At 40.5% G+C, this 17,806-nt stretch carries 24 protein-coding genes, 1 pseudogene and 1 other annotated feature; of the genes and pseudogenes, 7 read left to right on the top strand and 18 right to left on the bottom strand.

The features are described from left to right. Positions 1-158: 158 nt before the first annotated feature. Positions 159-429 (bottom strand) — a binding site (T-box leader). A gap of 126 nt (positions 430-555) precedes the next feature. Continuing rightward, positions 556-1,830, bottom strand: coding sequence for a hypothetical protein (locus TY10_RS05320; protein ID WP_042161300.1), 1,275 nt, complete (start codon positions 1,828-1,830; stop codon positions 556-558). A 1-nt stretch (position 1,831) separates the two neighbouring features. After that, entirely contained in the window at positions 1,832-2,359 is a 528-nt protein-coding gene (locus TY10_RS05315) for an RNA polymerase sigma factor (protein ID WP_042161298.1), read from the bottom strand. A gap of 176 nt (positions 2,360-2,535) precedes the next feature. On the opposite strand from TY10_RS05315, the gene TY10_RS05310 reads away from it, so the two are divergent. Beyond that, the gene (locus TY10_RS05310) at positions 2,536-2,853 is read left to right on the top strand and encodes a DUF11 domain-containing protein (protein WP_081735123.1); all 318 of its coding nucleotides are present in this window, start codon (positions 2,536-2,538) and stop codon (positions 2,851-2,853) included. Between the two features lie 64 nt (positions 2,854-2,917). Here TY10_RS05310 and TY10_RS05305 read toward each other — a convergent pair whose 3' ends face one another. From TY10_RS05305 to TY10_RS05280, 6 genes are all read right to left on the bottom strand, one after another. Beyond that, entirely contained in the window at positions 2,918-3,265 is a 348-nt protein-coding gene (locus tag TY10_RS05305) for a winged helix-turn-helix transcriptional regulator (protein ID WP_042161343.1), read from the bottom strand. Between the two features lie 134 nt (positions 3,266-3,399). After that, positions 3,400-4,146: an SDR family NAD(P)-dependent oxidoreductase gene (locus tag TY10_RS05300; protein ID WP_042161292.1), complete on the bottom strand. Its 747-nt coding sequence runs from the start codon at positions 4,144-4,146 to the stop codon at positions 3,400-3,402. A 184-nt stretch (positions 4,147-4,330) separates the two neighbouring features. Beyond that, positions 4,331-5,023 (bottom strand): YjjG family noncanonical pyrimidine nucleotidase, encoded by a 693-nt coding sequence (locus tag TY10_RS05295; RefSeq protein ID WP_042161290.1) that lies wholly within the window; start codon positions 5,021-5,023, stop codon positions 4,331-4,333. Between the two features lie 80 nt (positions 5,024-5,103). Then, on the bottom strand, positions 5,104-5,565 hold the full coding sequence (locus tag TY10_RS05290; RefSeq protein ID WP_202903150.1) for a carboxymuconolactone decarboxylase family protein: 462 nt from the start codon (positions 5,563-5,565) through the stop codon (positions 5,104-5,106). 92 nt (positions 5,566-5,657) lie between these two features. After that, positions 5,658-6,560: an EamA family transporter gene (locus TY10_RS05285; RefSeq protein WP_042161286.1), complete on the bottom strand. Its 903-nt coding sequence runs from the start codon at positions 6,558-6,560 to the stop codon at positions 5,658-5,660. Positions 6,561-6,569: 9 nt separating this feature from the next. Beyond that, positions 6,570-7,193, bottom strand: coding sequence for an FMN-dependent NADH-azoreductase (locus TY10_RS05280; protein WP_042161284.1), 624 nt, complete (start codon positions 7,191-7,193; stop codon positions 6,570-6,572). Between the two features lie 292 nt (positions 7,194-7,485). Here TY10_RS05280 and TY10_RS05275 point away from each other — a divergent pair, with 292 nt between their 5' ends. The 4 genes and pseudogenes from TY10_RS05275 to TY10_RS32465 form a co-directional block, all read left to right on the top strand. After that, on the top strand, positions 7,486-7,989 hold the full coding sequence (locus TY10_RS05275) for an RrF2 family transcriptional regulator (protein ID WP_042161283.1): 504 nt from the start codon (positions 7,486-7,488) through the stop codon (positions 7,987-7,989). A 311-nt stretch (positions 7,990-8,300) separates the two neighbouring features. Next, entirely contained in the window at positions 8,301-8,540 is a 240-nt protein-coding gene (locus TY10_RS29640; protein ID WP_081735122.1) for a DUF4269 domain-containing protein, read from the top strand. Beyond that, on the top strand, positions 8,521-8,775 hold the full coding sequence (locus TY10_RS32470) for a DUF4269 domain-containing protein (RefSeq protein WP_081735121.1): 255 nt from the start codon (positions 8,521-8,523) through the stop codon (positions 8,773-8,775). The genes TY10_RS29640 and TY10_RS32470 overlap by 20 nt, the downstream gene beginning before the upstream one ends. After that, positions 8,756-8,866 (top strand): annotated as a pseudogene (locus TY10_RS32465) (DUF4269 domain-containing protein); the annotation flags it as partial. The gene TY10_RS32470 and the pseudogene TY10_RS32465, both read left to right, overlap by 20 nt. 26 nt (positions 8,867-8,892) lie before the next feature. Here TY10_RS32465 and TY10_RS05265 read toward each other — a convergent pair. The 5 genes from TY10_RS05265 to TY10_RS05245 all read right to left on the bottom strand — a co-directional run bounded on the left by TY10_RS05265 (position 8,893) and on the right by TY10_RS05245 (position 12,276). Beyond that, positions 8,893-9,576, bottom strand: a complete 684-nt coding sequence (locus tag TY10_RS05265; RefSeq protein WP_042161281.1) for a metal-dependent hydrolase — start codon at positions 9,574-9,576, stop codon at positions 8,893-8,895. Continuing rightward, positions 9,577-10,065, bottom strand: coding sequence for an NUDIX hydrolase (locus TY10_RS05260; protein ID WP_042161279.1), 489 nt, complete (start codon positions 10,063-10,065; stop codon positions 9,577-9,579). A 38-nt stretch (positions 10,066-10,103) separates the two neighbouring features. Continuing rightward, a complete protein-coding gene (locus tag TY10_RS05255; RefSeq protein ID WP_042161277.1) occupies positions 10,104-10,898 on the bottom strand; it encodes a Cof-type HAD-IIB family hydrolase in 795 nt (264 codons plus the stop codon). 225 nt (positions 10,899-11,123) lie between these two features. Next, entirely contained in the window at positions 11,124-11,756 is a 633-nt protein-coding gene (locus TY10_RS28670; protein WP_052350374.1) for a histidine phosphatase family protein, read from the bottom strand. A gap of 19 nt (positions 11,757-11,775) precedes the next feature. Beyond that, entirely contained in the window at positions 11,776-12,276 is a 501-nt protein-coding gene (locus TY10_RS05245) for a GNAT family N-acetyltransferase (RefSeq protein ID WP_042161275.1), read from the bottom strand. A 130-nt stretch (positions 12,277-12,406) separates the two neighbouring features. On the opposite strand from TY10_RS05245, the gene TY10_RS05240 reads away from it, so the two are divergent. Continuing rightward, complete coding sequence (locus TY10_RS05240; protein WP_042161273.1) at positions 12,407-13,336, top strand: hypothetical protein; 930 nt, start codon at positions 12,407-12,409, stop codon at positions 13,334-13,336. Here TY10_RS05240 and TY10_RS32460 read toward each other — a convergent pair. The 3 genes from TY10_RS32460 to TY10_RS05230 form a co-directional block, all read right to left on the bottom strand. After that, the gene (locus TY10_RS32460; protein WP_420329379.1) at positions 13,316-13,576 is read right to left on the bottom strand and encodes a GNAT family N-acetyltransferase; all 261 of its coding nucleotides are present in this window, start codon (positions 13,574-13,576) and stop codon (positions 13,316-13,318) included. The genes TY10_RS05240 and TY10_RS32460 overlap by 21 nt on opposite strands. Then, the gene (locus TY10_RS30960; RefSeq protein ID WP_202903148.1) at positions 13,577-13,786 is read right to left on the bottom strand and encodes a hypothetical protein; all 210 of its coding nucleotides are present in this window, start codon (positions 13,784-13,786) and stop codon (positions 13,577-13,579) included. A gap of 518 nt (positions 13,787-14,304) precedes the next feature. Next, positions 14,305-14,622 carry a VanZ family protein gene (locus TY10_RS05230; RefSeq protein ID WP_238327455.1) on the bottom strand — a complete coding sequence of 106 codons (318 nt, stop codon included), beginning with the start codon at positions 14,620-14,622 and terminating at the stop codon, positions 14,305-14,307. A 300-nt stretch (positions 14,623-14,922) separates the two neighbouring features. Here TY10_RS05230 and TY10_RS05225 point away from each other — a divergent pair, with 300 nt between their 5' ends. Next, the gene (locus TY10_RS05225) at positions 14,923-15,588 is read left to right on the top strand and encodes an MgtC/SapB family protein (protein WP_155985705.1); all 666 of its coding nucleotides are present in this window, start codon (positions 14,923-14,925) and stop codon (positions 15,586-15,588) included. 281 nt (positions 15,589-15,869) lie between these two features. Here TY10_RS05225 and TY10_RS05220 read toward each other — a convergent pair whose 3' ends face one another. Together TY10_RS05220 and TY10_RS05215 are read right to left on the bottom strand one after the other, a co-directional pair. Continuing rightward, positions 15,870-17,123: an MFS transporter gene (locus TY10_RS05220; protein ID WP_042161271.1), complete on the bottom strand. Its 1,254-nt coding sequence runs from the start codon at positions 17,121-17,123 to the stop codon at positions 15,870-15,872. Between the two features lie 144 nt (positions 17,124-17,267). After that, positions 17,268-17,735 carry a MarR family winged helix-turn-helix transcriptional regulator gene (locus TY10_RS05215; RefSeq protein ID WP_042161269.1) on the bottom strand — a complete coding sequence of 156 codons (468 nt, stop codon included), beginning with the start codon at positions 17,733-17,735 and terminating at the stop codon, positions 17,268-17,270. Positions 17,736-17,806 lie beyond the last annotated feature (71 nt).

Raw genomic sequence — 17,806 nt, 5'->3', positions numbered from 1 at the left:
AGAGATGACTGCGTACAAAGGATTATGGCAAAGGTTTCAGCGTTTCCTTTGCTCTCTGGACATAAGAGCCTTCGTACTTTATTCTCTTCATCGCTTTCTAGGTCTGTAAAAACAAATAACCCCTTTCATCCTCAGACGACAGTAAAGACTGTCATACCTGAAGGGACGAAAGGGGAACTTTTCGTGGTACCACCCTGATTTGCCGGAAATTTTACGAGTCCAGCCTCATGAGGTAAGGTTGCCCTTACCTGCAGCACGGTAACGTGTGCCATTCCGTTTGAGCCTACTCATTCGAACCATTGTCCCGATTCGACTTTCGATCAAAAGCTCAGAGATGACTGCGTACAAAGGATTATGGCAAAGGTTTCAGCGATTCCTTTGCTCTCTGGACATAAGAACCCTCGTACTTTTTCTCTTCATCGCAATTTATATTAGTGACAAGGATAGCACAGAACCTTTGCGTTTTCAAATGATTTATTGCAGAAAATACCCGTCCATTGACCTTGAAGAACCTTGATTAGGTCAAGTTGCGCACAGAATCTGAACGACAGCTAGTTAAGGCAGCTTAATTTTTCCTGCTAATTCAATTAAATACTCAATGTTTTGTATTCCTGGGGATGCAACTACATAGAAATGAGTATCTGTAATTAAATGTACGAGTTTACGATCAGGAGAATCTTCTATGACTGCAGAATGACCGTTAATCTCAACAACTTTAACATCGTTTGGGTTATACCAAGATTTCGTATCTTCAACTGCAGCTTCTTCATCCTCGAGTATGTTATGAGATTGTGTAAACATTACTTCATGTTTACCATCACTGAGCTGATATATTGCGGATATATAAGTTCCTTGACTAGACTGTTGTGCATATGCATTAACGAGTTTTATGATTTGTAGATTACTCAATGAAGGAGTATTGGAATTCTCTACAGTTGTCTCAGCTAAATCTAAAGGTATATTAATAGCCTCATTAACTAAAGCTAAGTCTATCCTTTTTAAGGAAGGAACACTCTTGGAAGTGTCATCCTCTTTTTTGAGCTGTTCCAATACATTAAAGCAGTCCTTAATTGTTCCATTTGTTGTAGACACTGTAAAAAAGTGATCTTTGGTAATTAAATGAGCAACTGCTCGTTCTCCCCCATCAACATAAATAACTACATGTCCATTTATTTTGGTCTGTTCCTTTTCTTCTAATGGATAAGAATTATTTAATAAAGATTGAACCGTTTCATCTTCATTCATTGTTGCAGGTGCCTGGACTATCCTTAAATTCACACCGCTTGTCGTGAAAAAAGACGTTCTTAGAATAATACCCACATCTTCCATATTTACAGCAGAGATAGTTGGTTCAATTATTGTTTCTGACTCTTTCTCGGAGGAGCCTGGGATCTTAATTAGTCTGGGTATAAAAATTTCATTGTCTGGAACTTCAGATAAGTCGATCGGACCTAATGGCTGTTCACCTTGATTATTATATTGAAGAGGTAGTTCTTCTACTGTATCTGCTAGTCCGCCTTGTGTTTCATGCCTATTATGCTGAGGTCCTTGTTCAGAATTCGTAATTGTGGAACTTGAGTTTTTCACATCAAATTCATTGTTAATTGAATGAAAAATATCTGTTCCGCTTGATGTGAAAAGAATGGCCGCAACTAGGATTAGACATGCTAGACTTGCAAAAATCATTCGGCGTCTTCTGTTCTTCTTGCGCAAACTTTCTTCCTGCATAGTACGCAACCTAATTTTATGCATGAGGTCATTATTAAATCTCTTTTCCTTAACAATATCGGCCTGTAAAAATTTATACCAATCAGGATCTGAATGTTTCATTTCATAAAACCTCCCCTAATCGTACATTCATTTTCTTTCGGGCTTCGAACAATCGTGATCTTACTGTTCCTTGAGGAATATCCAATACTTTAGCAATTTCAGCTATGGATAGTTGATAATTAGCGTGTAAAATAACGGTTTCCCTCAACTTCACAGGCAATTTAAATACGTGTTTCCATACATCATTTGTTGCCTCTTTCTCGAAATAGGATTGTTCTGCTGATATGTTGTTTTCGGTCACTACTACTTTCCCGACTAAAAATACTTTTCGAATAAAGGCTGCCTTGCGGTAGTTATAACTGATGTTTCGTGTAATTTTTAGCAGCCACGTCTTTATAGAGGACTCGTTTCGGAACGAAGTTACGTGACTAAACACCTGCAGAAACACATCCTGCGTAATATCGTCGGCCATACTATGATTTTTGACGATTGAATAAGCAAAATTCCAAACCTCTTGCCCATAATCTCTCATAAGCCTTTCGAATGACAAGGCATCTAAATTTTCCAGATATCTAAGGGAACCTTCCATCAATTCTCATCACCTCTATATATAGACAATCCATAACTATTTTTTGTTCGATATTTTTAGTAAAATACTGTTCATTTCTTAAATATACCAAAAAAAGGAGCTGCCGAACGGCAAGCTCCCCATTTAAGCATAGATACGTATATGCAACAATCTCCTCACATACCTAGTGCGTTACGATTGCCGATTTTAACATCCGCAAGTCCGTCGATCGGCCGATTGTGACGGCTGGTGAGACCGTATTCTTTACAATCCGGGTTGAAAATAATGGAAATATCGAGCTTACCAACTTTATAATTGAAGATTCGCTATTGGGACTAAGCCTGCGGACAGCTCGGTTCCGAATTGGCTCTATCATCACTATTCGTATTCCGTTCATTGCGCCCGAAGTAGAGGAGGACACGATCATCGTGAACACAGTAACAGGCCGCAGTGATACGACAGGTTCAAAGAATGCTACAGCTTCCGTTCTCGTCCAATCTCAAGATGACGAATAAACTAGAAAACAGACTCGTTCTACGCTGTGGCTGGCGTTGGAACGAGTCTGTTTTCCAGTTGTGATTAATCTAAATTTAAAATTTCGATTTCTCCCGGAGCGAAGGTCTGTTCTGCATAAACCGCTCCCCAACTGCAAAGTGTTCTGAGCATAGGTTCAAGCGATTGTCCCAGCTCTGTCGTTGAATATTCTACTTTCGGAGGCACTTGAGGGTACATCCTCCTGCGGATCAGTCCGTCAGACTCCAGCTCCCGAAGCGTTTGAATCAGCATTTTTTGTGTAGTGTTGGGCATGAGTCGTTTGAGTTCACTTGTTCTCTTCGGCCCTTTAATTAAATAGTAGAGAAGGAGCCCCTTCCATTTCCCTCCAATAACCTCCAGAGTCAATTCCAGCTCGCAGTAGAAAGTTTTCACTTGGATACACCAGCTCTCTCGCATTTAATCCCCGCCAGACTGCACTGGACCTGTAGATTATGCGAAGTCTGGTTGGGATACAATCTAGCATTTATGATATTATCCTTAGCTTGATACGGATTAGTATCTCTCAGTTAAATTTGTGCTATACCTCCGTCTGCGAACAATTCAATACCGTTAATATAACTGCTTTCATTGGAAGCCAGATACAAGACCGCATTTGCGATCTCTTCAGCCTTCCCTACCCTGCCTAATGGAATTTCATTTTTCGATTGTTCCAGAAAGGCCTCTAGATTAGCACCAAACAACTCATCGTAAGCTGGCGTTACTACTGTACCAGGACTCAGAACATTGACACGAATTTCAGTTCCCTTAAGATCAAGAATCCAACTGCGGACGAGTTGTCTTATCGCTGCCTTAGAGGCGCCATATATACTGAATGCAGGTATGCCTGACGAGCCAGCAGTAGATCCAGTCACAATTATCGATCCTTTTTTGTTGGGGAACAAAGGCAATGCCTTCTGCACTGTGAAAATCGTTCCTTTTACATTCACGTCGAATGTCTTATAATAATGCTCTTCAGAAATCTCGCCTAATGGAAGCAAGGAGCCTAGTCCGGCATTTGCAAAAAGAATATCCAGATGCCCTTTCTCACGCTGTACAATATCATACAGATGATCTAAATCTTCTAATTTAGAAATATCCCCTCGAACGCCTGTGACATTCTTCCCAAGCTGTTTCACTGCAGCATCCAGCTCAGCTTGTCTGCGTCCAGTAATAAATACATAGGCGCCTTCTTGTACAAACTGTTGTGCTGCGGCTAGACCAATACCGCTTGTACCTCCTGTTACGACTGCTACTTTCCCGTCAAATCTTCCCATCTATAACACTCCCTTTTAGAATATAATCATTCATTGAATTGGACATCGAAGCTAAATTATTGCATGAGCTTTAACGTACGAATGTCCTCTGAGCGTTAGTATGGATGAATCGCAGCGAAAACGGAAGTACTCACTTTTTTGTGATATAGTCACCAAAAGGTAACAATTTAGACGGCACAAGGGATTATTTTAACGAGCAAATCGGTAATAGTTCAACCAGGCTCGATATGGTATACGTGCTTGGAATGGCAGGCGTGTTCTTATGCAGGGTTCTATTGATCCAACAGGTAGCAATACCTGACAACTGGCCGCCTTTAATATCTGTATTTAACGAATCCCCAATGATGAGCGCTTCTTCTTTATTGAAATTTGGAATATGGTTCATTACATGATCAAAGAATTGAGTCGAAGGTTTCTGGTATCCGATACTTTGCGAGTCAAAGATATCTTCGAAGAAATGATAAAGGCCTGATTGCTTTAATCTCTTAATCTGTGTGCGGGTAATTCCATTCGTAATGACAAACAGCCTGTGGGACGCAGATAACGCCCGGCAGACCTCTAGTGCACCTTCCATTAAAACCTGTTCACCGTCACCTAATAGCTCTCTATATATATTTTCCCATTCAACACCGTCTACAACCTTACCGAGCTTCAGCATCGTTTCCGAAAATCTTGAATTCAGCACAATGTCCAGCGCAATAGCCCCATTCTCGTATTGCGTCCACAGTTGTTTGTTGACGGAGTTATATAATTGAAACCATTCATCCGAGAACGTGTAACCAAACTGCTGAAACAGCTTCGATAATGCATACGATTCATTCATTCCAAAATCTAATAAAGTATCATCCAGATCAAATAGAAGTATTTTATAGCCCATAGTTCCCCCTGAACCTAATTATTTGGAGCATAGCAAAAATCCCTGCCCATCATCGATGCACAGGGATTACGTGACAAATATTATTTACGAACTGCCGACTGATATCCGCCTGGCACCATAGTTGTGGAAATCGCCATACGGTTCCAGCTGTTAATTGCATTAATTGCCATAATTAAGTTGACATATTGACCTTCATCAAAATGTTGACGAACTTGCTCATAAACTTCTTGAGGTACGCCAGCATCCGAAATTCTCGTTACGGCTTCAGTCAAAGCCAGTGCCGCACGTTCTGCTTCAGTATAAAACGGAGCTTCGCGCCATGCATTAAGCAGGAACAGCCGCTGTGTTGTCTCCCCTCTCGCAATTGCATCTTTCGTATGCATGTCGAGACAGTAGGCGCAGCCATTGATTTGAGAAGCACGAATTTTAATTAATTCCAATAAATTAGAATTAAGACCGCTTTTTGTTACATAACCCTCTAATTTTAACAGCGTTTGAAAAGACTCCGGTTGTACTTTCATATAATCCAATCTCATTTCCATTTTCATACACTCCTTCGTTTTATACGATATTATCGTTTGGGAAATACTCACTCTGATACTTTGACCATAAATATTGCGCTTGATTCCAAAAACTAAATAGATCGATAAGCTTTACGCTTCATGAGCTCGGGCAGAGCGATACCGCATAACGTAATCCCTACTCCAAGCCACTGCAGCCAGCTTACAGATTCATGCAGCACCGCGAACGACATAATAACAGCTGCAGGCAATTCTGCTGCACTTAACAGGGTTGCCATTCCTCCACCAATATGCGGTACGCCAATTGCGTAAAATAAGGGCGGAATGACGATGCCAAAGAGGGCTAACAGCAAAGCCCATGGCAGCAGACCGCCGTGTAAAGAGCCATCAATAAGAAAATGTGGCGGAAATACGAACATGGCAAGCATAAACGAGCCAGATAACATGATTGCACTTCTTTTTACAGGCATGACTTGGTTCGCTGTTCTTCCACTAAACCAAATGAAAAGCGTGTAGGTAATAGCGGACAACAAGCCGAGTGCAACTCCAACCCCTGATATAGTCTGACGTCCCCCGTCTACATAACCACTTGCTGTAATAATGCCAATAAACAAGATAGCGAGCGAGACAAGCTTTGCTTTATTCGGTTTCCTGCGTTCTACAATCGCTTCGAGAAGAATGCCCATCCACGTAAATTGGAATAATAAGATGATGGCAAACGAAGCGGATATATACTGCAAGGCTGCGTAATAAAACATTCCAGTCAAACCTGTTGTTGTGCCCACCGCCATCAGCGACAAAATTTGACGCTTTGTTGTATTCATCTGTGCCGTTGAAGGCTGCTTATTCCATTTCTTATTTACGATCACCAATATCCATAACATGCTGACACCAAACAGATTCTGGCTGCCCACAACATCGCCGACACTGTAACCATACTCATAAGCTTTTTTTACAAAAGTGGCTAATAATCCGAAACTGCATGCCCCGGCTAACACATATAAGATGTATTTCATTGCGGATAATTAAAAACGGGCGGCTAATTCAAACGCCTGTTGAATCGCTTTTTCTTTAATTAAAGGAGCTTGATCCCGTGACCCTGTCCCCTCGATATAAATAACTTCTATTGATGGTATTCCCATGAAATTTGCTACGGCCGACAAGTATTGATGACTAAACTCCAAACCTGTCTTAGTGAGCACACTGCCTGAAGCTTGGATATGAAGAAGCTTCTTGTCAGTGGCTAGGCCAAAAATGCCTTGTGGCGTGTATTTAACAGTTTTCCCCGGTATGCAAATTGCATCAATATATGCCTTCAATACAGGCGGAAACAAGAAGTTCCACACTGGATTTACGATGACAATTTTATCGGCTGCAAGAAACTGGTCGACCAGTTCATTTAGACGAGTCACTTTAGCTTGAGAGCCAGCACTCAATTGCTCCAATGACTGTCCGCCTTTCAATTGATTCCAACCGGTCAATACATCTTCATCTAGTTGAGGAATATCTGCTTTATAAAGATTTAAATGAACAATTTCATCAGTTGGATGTGCTTTACTGTACGTTTCGATGAATTGTTGACCAACAGTCATACTGTGAGAATCTCCCACAGCCAGCGGGTGTGCGGTTACGTATAAAACAGTCGACATAGCGGGTTCCTCCTTGGTGTTCGATTACAACCAGATTCATTTCCTCCACTTCAAATAAATCATGAACTTATAATGATCTCCTCCAAATCCATTTAACGTCGATCGATTGAATCGTCGATTAAGTAAATCGTTGATTAACCTTGTCAACAATATAACGCCTATTTCTATCACTGTCAATAAGGACTCAAAAACAATTTTCTGGTAAGGAGATGAATGCCTCGCTAGATTTGACAAGCATTTTAAATCAACCTAAGATGATTAATAATAACTTTTTTAGAGAGTAGGTCTTTGTATGCAATATAGTATTGGCGTTGAATACGGTCTACATTGCCTGGTATACTTAATCGATATTCCGCCGGATGCGACTATTGGCATTAAAGAGCTTGCTGCGTTTCAAGGTATTTCGGAGACTTATCTTTCCAAGGTTTTTGGTAAACTTACCAAGGCAGGTATCGTAAGCTCTGTTCCAGGTGTTAAAGGCGGTTATAAATTAGCCAAGCCTCCTGGAGAAATTACATTCTGGGATGTAGTAGAAGCTGTTGAAGGTACCAGTCCAGTATTTCAATGTAAAAATATAAAAGATAACACGTTCTTATGCCGTGATGAAGACTTCCGGGCATGCTCCGTTGCTTCCCCCTGCGTCATTAATAGAACTATGCTGGAAGCAGAAGAAAGCATGCGCAATATGCTTCGGAATAAGACTCTTACATGGCTGAACGAAGAGCTTGACCGCGTACTGACTCCTCAGTCACGTAAAGAAACTCGTGAATATTTTGAAAGTGCTAATAAGTCCTAATGTTCTGTGTCTGATAGACTTTCACAGGTGACTAACCTTATAAGAGCACGTAAAAACACCTCAAGATAATTAGACCCTACCATAGGATAGGGAACTACCTTGCAGGTGTTTTTGCATGGGCAGCTACACGTCTGAGGCATACCAGTAGGCAAACAAAAAAAGCATTATCAGCGAGCTATCCCGTAAGGGTACGACCGCTGATAATGCCCTATTCATTCCATACTAAAGTCTGAAGCGCTCTGCCTCGAAGCTTGTAACTATATATGATAAATATCACTGCTTTTTTGGGTGCGTAGGCAAGGAGCTTATTAATGAATATAAATTGGACGAATATGCACTACCTAGCTCAGGGTACAGAGAGACAAAGAAATGCTTTTATTTGCTTATCAAGTCTGAACATATTCGAAAGTCTTACTTTTTACGCCCCATTATTGGTGGGTACAATTCCAATTGATATAGACATTGAGGAAAGCGATTTAGATATTATTTGTGAAGTGCACAATTTTCCGCAATTCACTCAAAAATCTGAAGATGTTATATGGGGGATGTAATCAGTTTGAGATACATCAATCCATAGTACAAAATCAAACAGCAGTTGTATGCAATTTCAATTATGATGGCTTTACTATTGAGATTTTTGGACAAAGTGTTCCTGTTCTCCAGCAAAATGGATTCCTGCATATGATGATTGAATATCGACTATTGGCTTTAGCAGGAAGAGATGTACAGTATCGCATTCGTCAGCTAAAAACGACTCGGTTTAAAAACCGAGCCCGCCTTTTGTGAATACTTCAATATTGATGGGAATCCTTATACTGAACTACTGGTTATCGGAGAACTTTCTGATGAACAACTTAAGGAGAAGTTTAAATTATAAAGAACGCGGCCGTTCTTCTACATTTATTACTTCACACTCTCATCTTCAACCCGAATATTCGTGCCCATAATGGATGAACGGCCAAAGACCGCAGCTTTATCCGTTCTTAGCATAAACTTCCATTCCCTCTTTAAAGGATCAGGATAGGTTAATAATAACGTCACGTGATCAGCATGGTATCTTCGCTCAAGTGCTTGTTCAAGTTCAATTTTAAAAATAGTTAATGAAGCAAGGTAAAGGCAGGTGATTATGACACAAGCCATAACAACACCTCTTCCCTTTCTGAAAAATAAACTTATACTCACAGCGGCAGCTAGAGGAATAAGAACCAATAAATCATCCCGATCGATTACGCTGAACTCATATTCATATTGTGCTAGCGGATAAAACAATGCAACGCCATTTCCAATGTAATCAATTAATAGATGAGTCCCTACAGAGAGAGTGAACACTATCCACCCTAACATGAATGAAATACTATGTTGAACCTTTGTAAATACGAAGGAGAATAATAATCCAGCTATTGGTGCGAGTAATACAGAATGAAAAAATATGTCTCCGAAATACTTCGTGAAATCCGGTGATAGGCCCGCAATCGCACCAAACGTAAGCAGTAGTATTCGCAGTTTAAAGTTATCCGGTTTACCAATCAGATACGCGATACTAGCACCAGCAGCAGCGTGAATAAGAGTATGTATTATCAGTTCCAACTAAACATTCCTCTGAAGCTTAACTTCGCATTCTGTCGTTGTCGCAGTGGAGTACTCCATATAATTAACAGAGCCGGTAAAATTCAAATAAGCCTCATAACGCTTGCGAATCCCCGGTAAAGTGATAAATTCGAGAACGTTCTCCTTCGGAACCCATCTGCATTCGCTCGTCTCATCAGAAGCAGATAATTCGCCGCCGACAGCCTTGCATACGAAATCAAACATGACCTTCGTAGGAACATCAGTAACACCGTCATACCATTTATGGATCGCTGTATTGGAGACTACACTAATTAAATGGCTGACCGTGGCGTCTATTCCACTTTCCTCTTTAATTTCACGAATGACACCGTCAATCAGATTTTCCCCAACTTCGGTTATCCCTCCAGGATACACCCAGCCATCATCATGAGCTTTTACTAATAAAATATTACCGTGCCCATCTTCTACAAACCCGCCTGCTGATACAATATGTGTCGGAAACGCCATTCGTACGACCTCCTTATAGAGTGCTCAAAACTAGTTAACTACACTACGAATCTCTCAATGGCAACAGCAACACCATCATTATCATTTGAAGCGGTTACATGAGCTGCATTATTTTTCAGTTCTAATATGGCGTTTTCCATGGCGACCGGAAATCCGGACATATGAAATAGGCCTAAATCGTTATAGTCATCCCCAAACACCATTACATGTTCTGACTTGACTCCGATATCGCTTAACACCCATTGCACGGCTTTTTCCTTAGAGGCTGATTTATGCATAATTTGGATCAGTACTCCTCCATCGGTTGCAATTACGTTCACCTGCTCACCGAATTGCTCGCATATATCCTTCCCATTGCTGCAGCCCAAAACCAATATTTTAGTCGGGGAAAGCGAATGAATAGACGCTTTATCAACAACCTGAGGTTTCGGATCATTCGAGCGGATGCCTAATTGAGCGTACTGGGAGTCGGGAATGGGTCTGCACGTATAACATGAGTCGTTAACCTCGTATGAGATAAACGATTGAGATACTTGCCGTTCTATGAAATTAGTAATCTGTTGACTGATTTCCGTAGGGATACTAATATGCTGCTCACTTTGCTTAGATTTGCATGTCACTAAAGCGCCGTTGTAATAAACCATATAGTCTGCAAAAGGGAACTTCTTCAAAAATTGATTAGCCGCTCTAGGCGGCCGCCCCGTTGCTATAATAATATGAATTCCCGAATCATAACATCTTTTTACCGCCTGATAGTTTCTAGAAGATATCGATTTATCACTGCCCAGCAAAGTTCCGTCCAAATCTAGTACAATTGCTTGAATATTTGACATCTATATCCTCCTACGAAAACTAAATTGGTAAAATAATACTACCTTTTGCAGATGTAGTCAATCGTAAATATTAACGATAGGAATTTCATTTTCTATTCTATCTGTATACCATTCATTCTCTCGGGGGGAATGACAAATAACCTAAGAATAGACGTTAAATGATTCCGTCTACTGCTTAGGCATAAGCTAACAATCAGGTTGGATGATGGTCAATATATTCAGAAACTATAGATGTGAAAAACATGCATTTTCAAGGTGGGAAGTATCATTCAACTTTGCAACTGTTCGTTCGCCCCATTTATTTATCCGCAATCGTGTTATACTGCAAGGGTCTATATCGAATGATACCTTAAACATATCCGGCGAGAACTCCAGCCAATAATGAATAAGTGAAATAATGGCATTACCGTGACTAACTAATACGATAACATCATCGCTAGCTTCATTATTTATTTTGTCCATAAATGCTGACAGACGCTCGTACATCATTCTCCAGCTTTCTGCCTCGGGATATGGAACCCAATCAATAACCGGTTCGGTTATTGGATTTCTTACTTGATCTGCTTCCTCTGCAGTTAAATTAGCAGCTATTCCATTGTTTAGTTCTCTTAACTCCTCGACGGATACAGGCTCCTTATCAAGAATATGGCCAATAATTTGGGCGGTTTCCTCAGCTCTTGATAAGTCACTACAGTATAAACGTACAGAAGCATCTGATAACCATTCTGATATTTTTTGCCCCGTACATTTTGCTTGTGCTCTGCCCAGCTCCGTTAACCGGGTATCCGTCCACCCGCCAACTAATCCCGCCAGCAGATGTTCAGCTTCGCCATGCCTGATTAATATTAATTCTTTCAACGATGATCCCCCTATTCGTCTACGAATTACAGTACTCATGTCTTAGCACTGACATTACGATCATGGATTCATAACTTTCACCGTTAAAATAACTGTCTCTCAGCGTACCTTCATAGACAAATCCAATGGATTCATAAATATGTCTAGCTCTTTGATTGAAGTCCATTAGATCAAGCCATATCCGGTGGGCTGCAGTTTTCTCGAATGCCCATTCAACAATGCTTTTCATCACTTCTTTTCCATAGCCTTGACCTTTGATATTAATTGCAATACGTTTGATACACAATGCCTTGTTGGAATCCAGCAAACCGGATAGGATCACATAACCAACCTTTTCGCCCAGCTTGTCTTCTATGATGAAATGAAGCATATCCTTGTCTGTTAAAGATTGTTGATGCTGCTCAAATGTCCATTGCCCGATAAAAGCTTTATTTTCATTATCCTTTTCCGTGTTTACTACAAAATCCAAATCATTAATCGCAGTATTGCGAAGGATTAGTCTTTCCGTTTGAATTTTCATTACCGCTCCCTCATCTTATATGGTTTTTATAAAATAACATGAATTGCTGTTTGCGAGAGAATATTTCACATAATTTCTTATATCACCTATAATTAGAAATACAAAAATATATTACGATGAGGTGGTTTGCATGAACCCAATCCTAAACAGGATTTTGAACCAGACTGGCGATCCAGAATTATTAAATAAACTGCTTTCTTTGTCAAATGCGGATTTAAATTCTCTGCTGCTAGAGCTTTTTGAAAAACAAACGGAAAAGACTATTCCAGCGGATCTCTTAAAGACATTCCGATCCAACCGGTTTTCTATCCCTAGCGACTTGAATCCAGCCCGATTCCATGCTCTTGAAGCACAGTTATTAACTGCAGCTAAAGAAATGGATATAGAAACGGTTCTGCTTTCACCGTCAGCGCCTCTTGGAAGCTGCAGCATTTTTGGATGTGTAGACCAATATAATGTGGTAAGTGGATTACGCGGAACGGAAACCCTTTCTGATCCCTCCAACATGCTGGCCATTATTATAGCAGACAAGCTGAAGAGCGGGACAGTAAATAATGTTCCTGCCGTGCACTATGCTGCAACTGCGAGAGTTGTCCGAGCACAGGCATTTTCCGGGAGCGGTTTTACTGCTCATTTCGGCTTATTCTGCATGGTATCCTCAGGCAAAGATAATGGTTCATACAACTGTGAGATAGAACTGATTACAAAGCACTTTCTGTTCTATAAAGAGTTAATCCGAGAACATTACAACGCAAATCTATCCATTGTCTTGCGAAAAAGAGGCGGGTATACAGACGGAGATGGCTTCTTTGCACGAATGACTGAAGTTGTACAAACAATGCTTCCTGACACCACGATTACTTTTGACTATGACAACGAAGACAATAAGTATTACCAAGGCATCAACTTTAAAATTTATATGGAAAACGAACATGAAAAAATAGAAATAGGCGATGGCGGATTTGTTGATTGGATGAATCAAATGCTCGGCAGCAAAAAGGAGCGCTGTTTAATTAGCGGCGTCGGACTGGAACGGCTGTTATTGCTGAGTGAGGAATAGCTCCATTTTTATATCAGCTTCCATATACTTGTTGTTAGTAAGCACTACTTGATGGAAGCCATATTTCTCATACAAATGTATAGCTGGGACTAATTTATGATTCGTAAAGAGAATAATTTTGTTGGCACTGTTAGCTCTAGCATAGTGAATACAGACGTCCATCAATTGTTTGCCAATTTTATGACCTTTGTATTCTTCTTTCACAGCTAATTTCGCTAATTCAAAGGTAGTATCGTCAATTTAAATCATGGCGGCCGTTCCTACTGCATCTGATTCCGATATAGCAAAAAAGATAGTACCCCCATTATCTAAAATCTGTCCTTGCGGGTCATTCAATATTTGCAAATCGGCTTCTTCCACAGAAACATACTTTTCAAGCCATTCTATAGAGAGATTAATAAAACTGCTGTGATACTTCTCATCCCATTCTACAATTTTAATGTGTTTCATTTAAAGTCACTTCCTATTCTTCTATAACTTATATTAAAATCGCTTTGATCATCTGTTTTGTTGCAAATACAACGAAGTGAGTATATTATATTTTTATTGTATTTGCAACATTATTGGAAATGGAACAAGGCAACCGAATCCTCAAATTCTGTTCGGCTGCCATTCTTCGCCCATCTTTTTAGACGCTCATAAATTGTTCGGTTACTGCTTTCTGTATCTGATTTAGAACAATCGAAATGACTGCAAATATAGTTGCAAGCAATACGACTAGCCCTCCGACCCATCCAATCGAGGATAGACGGTCGCACCTACCGAAAAAATGAGCTGTTTTTGCTTTGATAGCATTCCAGCTCATTTTTTCTCTTCTACGCAACCATTAGGCGTCAAGGTTTCCCATAGCCTGGGGCTTCATATACTATTTAAATATTCCTTTAATATTTTTTATCAACTGTTGCCCTATGTTTGCCTCGGTAATCGTAACATCCCACATCACAGCATTCGTAAGCGGGTTTTGATCATCATTCCAAGGCCGCGACTTCGCCGCCTCCTTTTGTCAAATATTCATTGATGCCGCCAATAATGACAATGACTCCAATCGCAAGTACAACTGATGTTAATACAATTTTCACGAACCCTTTAAATGTATCACGGTTACGGGTTACGAATCGTTGTGCCCAGAATCCTACCGCTGCTCCCATTGTATTAATGATGATATCGTCAATATCAAAGGCACCCAAGCGAGTGATCATTTGTAAAGTTTCAACAATTGTAATCGACAGAACAAAAAAGAGTATTAATCGAACTAAGCCGCTGGCGATACAGTAGTAGAATAACAACCCCAAATGGAATAAATTTTACTGTTTATAATATAGTTGGAATAATTTCATATTAGCTTTTCGAAACTGCCTTATTATCAGCTTTATTTTTCATGAACTAAGAGATAATCGAACGATCGATCGATCAAAGTCAATTTTGCTAGAAACCACAATCCATGAGTGGTTGTTAAAAATAATTCATCAACTGAAAGTTACAGTTTACCAAAGAAAAAACTGAAATCATCAAAAAAATGGGCAACAATGTTTCAAATCGGAATAAACTGTTTATTTTAATGGAATAGAAAGAAAGGTGTTTAGATAATGGAACTTATTTATTTGTTACGTGTTGTCATAGCTGGGCTATGCGGCGCACTGATTGGATATGAACGTAAGAACAGGATGAAAGAGGCCGGGATACGTACTCACTTTGTAGTTGCTGTAGGCGCATCACTTATGATGGTCGTCTCCAAATACGGCTTCATGGATCAGCTCCATTGGGATAACCTGTCCCTCGACCCCTCCCGGATCGCTGCACAGGTAGTTAGCGGTGTCGGGTTCCTGGGCGCCGGTATGATATTCATGCAGCGTCAAACGGTAAAAGGTCTGACAACTGCTGCTGGCATCTGGGCTACTGCTGGCGTGGGGATGGCGGTGGGATCTGGCTTGTATTGGGTAGGCGGAGGTGTCACGCTCATTATCGTACTCGCTCAAATTGTGCTGCACGGCAGATTCTATTCCTTAGCTGCCCCGAAGACTGACCAGCTTCTCATACGTATCCAAGATGAGCCCGACGCGATGCTCCATATTCAACAGCTGATTAAAGCTGAAAATATTACGATTCTCTCCTTTCACGCCGAGAGCAGTATCAAGGAAAGCGGCGAAATCGAGCTTGAGATGTCTATTCGCCTTCCTCGCTCCTATGGGCGGGAACAACTGCTCACGATCATTCAAAATCTGAATTCCGTCATTTCGGTTGAAATTCATTAATATATGATCGGGCAGAGATGAGCGTATTCATAAGGCTTTCTGCACTGTCTATAAAATAGTATCTGGGCCATCCTCCGCAGGATGGCCCTTTCTCTAATCTCTTGTTGTTCATTTCAACAATTTATATTCCCCAGCGGCAGCCCGTATCTTCGATATGAAATCTTATGATTTCTTCAGCCTCTTCTCGATCTTTACATGGAGATATATCCATAAACCTTGTGACATCCTCATAGGAAAAAGTGCTTAAAGACGTCATCCGTATCGTCTAATAAATCATACCATCAATTTGCTGCCGAATTAATATGGGCTTTATTCATAGGCATCCCATTATACAAAACAGCTATTGCGGCTGCGATAAGGATCATCCCCATAAAAGCAGGTGCAGCATGGCCAATCGCTATATAGATTTGACCTCCGATTACAGGCCCAATTATCCTTGCTAAAGCCTGAATCGATTGGCTGCCGCCTTGTATCCTTCCTTGTTCACTGGCATCGACAGATTTGGAAAGCATCCCATTGAACGAAGGCCCAAAGATCGAATCACCGAAGCCGAATAAAAACATACCCGCAATTAATAGAGGATAGAATGCAAACAATGCAGACAGGGCAATTAGACAATAGCCTAATATCTCCGAAACCATGCCAACAATCGCGATCTGTTTGTCTTTAAGCTTTAACAATAACTTCGGCATAATGAACGCCTGTGAAAGAATGTCTTGAAATCCCATAATCGAGAACATAAGTCCGATCAGTACAGGCTTCCAATTGAAAAGATCCACTGTAAATTGTGAGAAAACGGCTTGTAAAGCTCCATTAGGTATCCATAGCAAGAAAGCTGCGATAAGCAGCCGATTTATATTTTTCATGGAAAGCAGGTTTGCGAGCTGTGCAAATGGATTTAGTCTTACGAAGCGAATCTCACTTAGTCGATTGTTCTTGTTAAGACTCTCTGGCATAAAAAAGTACCCGTACACAACATTCATTAAAGTAATGACCGCTCCAAAGTACATGGGGGCTGAATAACCAAACTTGGTAAGCATTCCTCCTAGCGTTGGGCCAATTATGCTGCCTAGACCGGCCACCGCACTCACCCATCCAAAGTATTTGGTTCTCTGTTCAGCAGGAATAATATCTGCAAAATAAGCGAAGATCGTACTTATACTCCCGCCTGTTATACCTTCAATTATACGGCCGGCAAATAGTATCCATATAGCTCCTCCTATCCCGCAGACAAAATAACCGATTGCCGAACCTGTGAGACAGATCAAAAGCAATGGCCTCCGGCCATATTTATCGCTCAACGCTCCAAGTGCAGGGGCTGCAATAAACATGCATACTGCATAAATAGAGGTCAGCAATGTAACCGCAATAGCCTGCTCTGCCGGATTGCTTGTATAAGGCTGTACTAGAAATGGGACGACAGGTGTTATGATGCTGAAGCCTATCCCGCATAGAAATACTGAAATTAGACCAAATAGCAAAGCGTGTTTATCAACGGTTTGATTGGTGTTATGATTCGAGTTTAAGATGGACATAATGATTCTCTCCTGTTAATTTAGTTTCCTAGTCAACAAAATATTATACCCAATTTGTTTCCTTGTCAACAAAATAACGATACTAAAAAGGCAGCCCCTCTAATAAAGATTGTGCTGCCTAGCGTTCTATCTGATCCTATCCATTTATTCCGTTTGTAAATCCACTTTCTTGATTTCTTCATCCAAATGGCTGTTATACTTCGCTAGGAAGCTTAGCATAGTGTCAAATTGTTTTTCGGTTACTTCCTCAAATACAACTTTATCCCGTTCTTGAAATTCATTGTGCAGATCCTCATGAATGTTATAAATGACTTTCCCTTGCTCCGTAAGCCTGAAATAAATTTCTTTCTTGTTCTCTGGCTTCTGATAGCTTTCAATAAGTCCTTTTTGAATGAGCTTCTTAGTGAGTTTACTTATGGCGCCGCGAGTCATGTAGAAGGAATCAGCAAGCTTCGTCACATTGGAATCCGCATTTTTTTCAATATATTCGATGCAATGTACCTCCGAAGGCTTATAGCCCTTCAGACTTTCTTCCATCTTATCTTTATTAAGCAGAACGATTTTATTATATAAGTCTCTGAAACCCTTCATGACCTGATCTTCCTTATTCATGGCTTGTCCTCCCGAACGTTCGTTCATAAAACCCTATTATAATAAATTGTATACCTTGTCCGTTGGCAAAA

This window comes from Paenibacillus gorillae (genome assembly GCF_000513275.1).
GTDB lineage: Bacteria > Bacillota > Bacilli > Paenibacillales > Paenibacillaceae > Pristimantibacillus > Pristimantibacillus gorillae.
This window is presented reverse-complemented; position numbering and strand designations above follow the sequence as displayed.

Bases quoted from the DNA above. Each gene is read 5' to 3' on its own strand.
- TY10_RS05320 (WP_042161300.1), bottom strand. From the start codon at position 1,830: ATGAAACATTCAGATCCTGATTGGTATAAATTTTTACAGGCCGATATT.
- TY10_RS05315 (WP_042161298.1), bottom strand. From the start codon at position 2,359: ATGGAAGGTTCCCTTAGATATCTGGAAAATTTAGATGCCTTGTCATTC.
- TY10_RS05300 (WP_042161292.1), bottom strand. From the start codon at position 4,146: ATGGGAAGATTTGACGGGAAAGTAGCAGTCGTAACAGGAGGTACAAGC.
- TY10_RS05295 (WP_042161290.1), bottom strand. From the start codon at position 5,023: ATGGGCTATAAAATACTTCTATTTGATCTGGATGATACTTTATTAGAT.
- TY10_RS05290 (WP_202903150.1), bottom strand. From the start codon at position 5,565: ATGGAAATGAGATTGGATTATATGAAAGTACAACCGGAGTCTTTTCAA.
- TY10_RS05285 (WP_042161286.1), bottom strand. From the start codon at position 6,560: ATGAAATACATCTTATATGTGTTAGCCGGGGCATGCAGTTTCGGATTA.
- TY10_RS05280 (WP_042161284.1), bottom strand. From the start codon at position 7,193: ATGTCGACTGTTTTATACGTAACCGCACACCCGCTGGCTGTGGGAGAT.
- TY10_RS05275 (WP_042161283.1), top strand. From the start codon at position 7,486: ATGCAATATAGTATTGGCGTTGAATACGGTCTACATTGCCTGGTATAC.
- TY10_RS29640 (WP_081735122.1), top strand. From the start codon at position 8,301: ATGAATATAAATTGGACGAATATGCACTACCTAGCTCAGGGTACAGAG.
- TY10_RS32470 (WP_081735121.1), top strand. From the start codon at position 8,521: ATGTTATATGGGGGATGTAATCAGTTTGAGATACATCAATCCATAGTA.
- TY10_RS05260 (WP_042161279.1), bottom strand. From the start codon at position 10,065: ATGGCGTTTCCGACACATATTGTATCAGCAGGCGGGTTTGTAGAAGAT.
- TY10_RS05255 (WP_042161277.1), bottom strand. From the start codon at position 10,898: ATGTCAAATATTCAAGCAATTGTACTAGATTTGGACGGAACTTTGCTG.
- TY10_RS05245 (WP_042161275.1), bottom strand. From the start codon at position 12,276: ATGAAAATTCAAACGGAAAGACTAATCCTTCGCAATACTGCGATTAAT.
- TY10_RS05240 (WP_042161273.1), top strand. From the start codon at position 12,407: ATGAACCCAATCCTAAACAGGATTTTGAACCAGACTGGCGATCCAGAA.
- TY10_RS30960 (WP_202903148.1), bottom strand. From the start codon at position 13,786: ATGAAACACATTAAAATTGTAGAATGGGATGAGAAGTATCACAGCAGT.
- TY10_RS05225 (WP_155985705.1), top strand. From the start codon at position 14,923: ATGGAACTTATTTATTTGTTACGTGTTGTCATAGCTGGGCTATGCGGC.
- TY10_RS05220 (WP_042161271.1), bottom strand. From the start codon at position 17,123: ATGTCCATCTTAAACTCGAATCATAACACCAATCAAACCGTTGATAAA.
- TY10_RS05215 (WP_042161269.1), bottom strand. From the start codon at position 17,735: ATGAATAAGGAAGATCAGGTCATGAAGGGTTTCAGAGACTTATATAAT.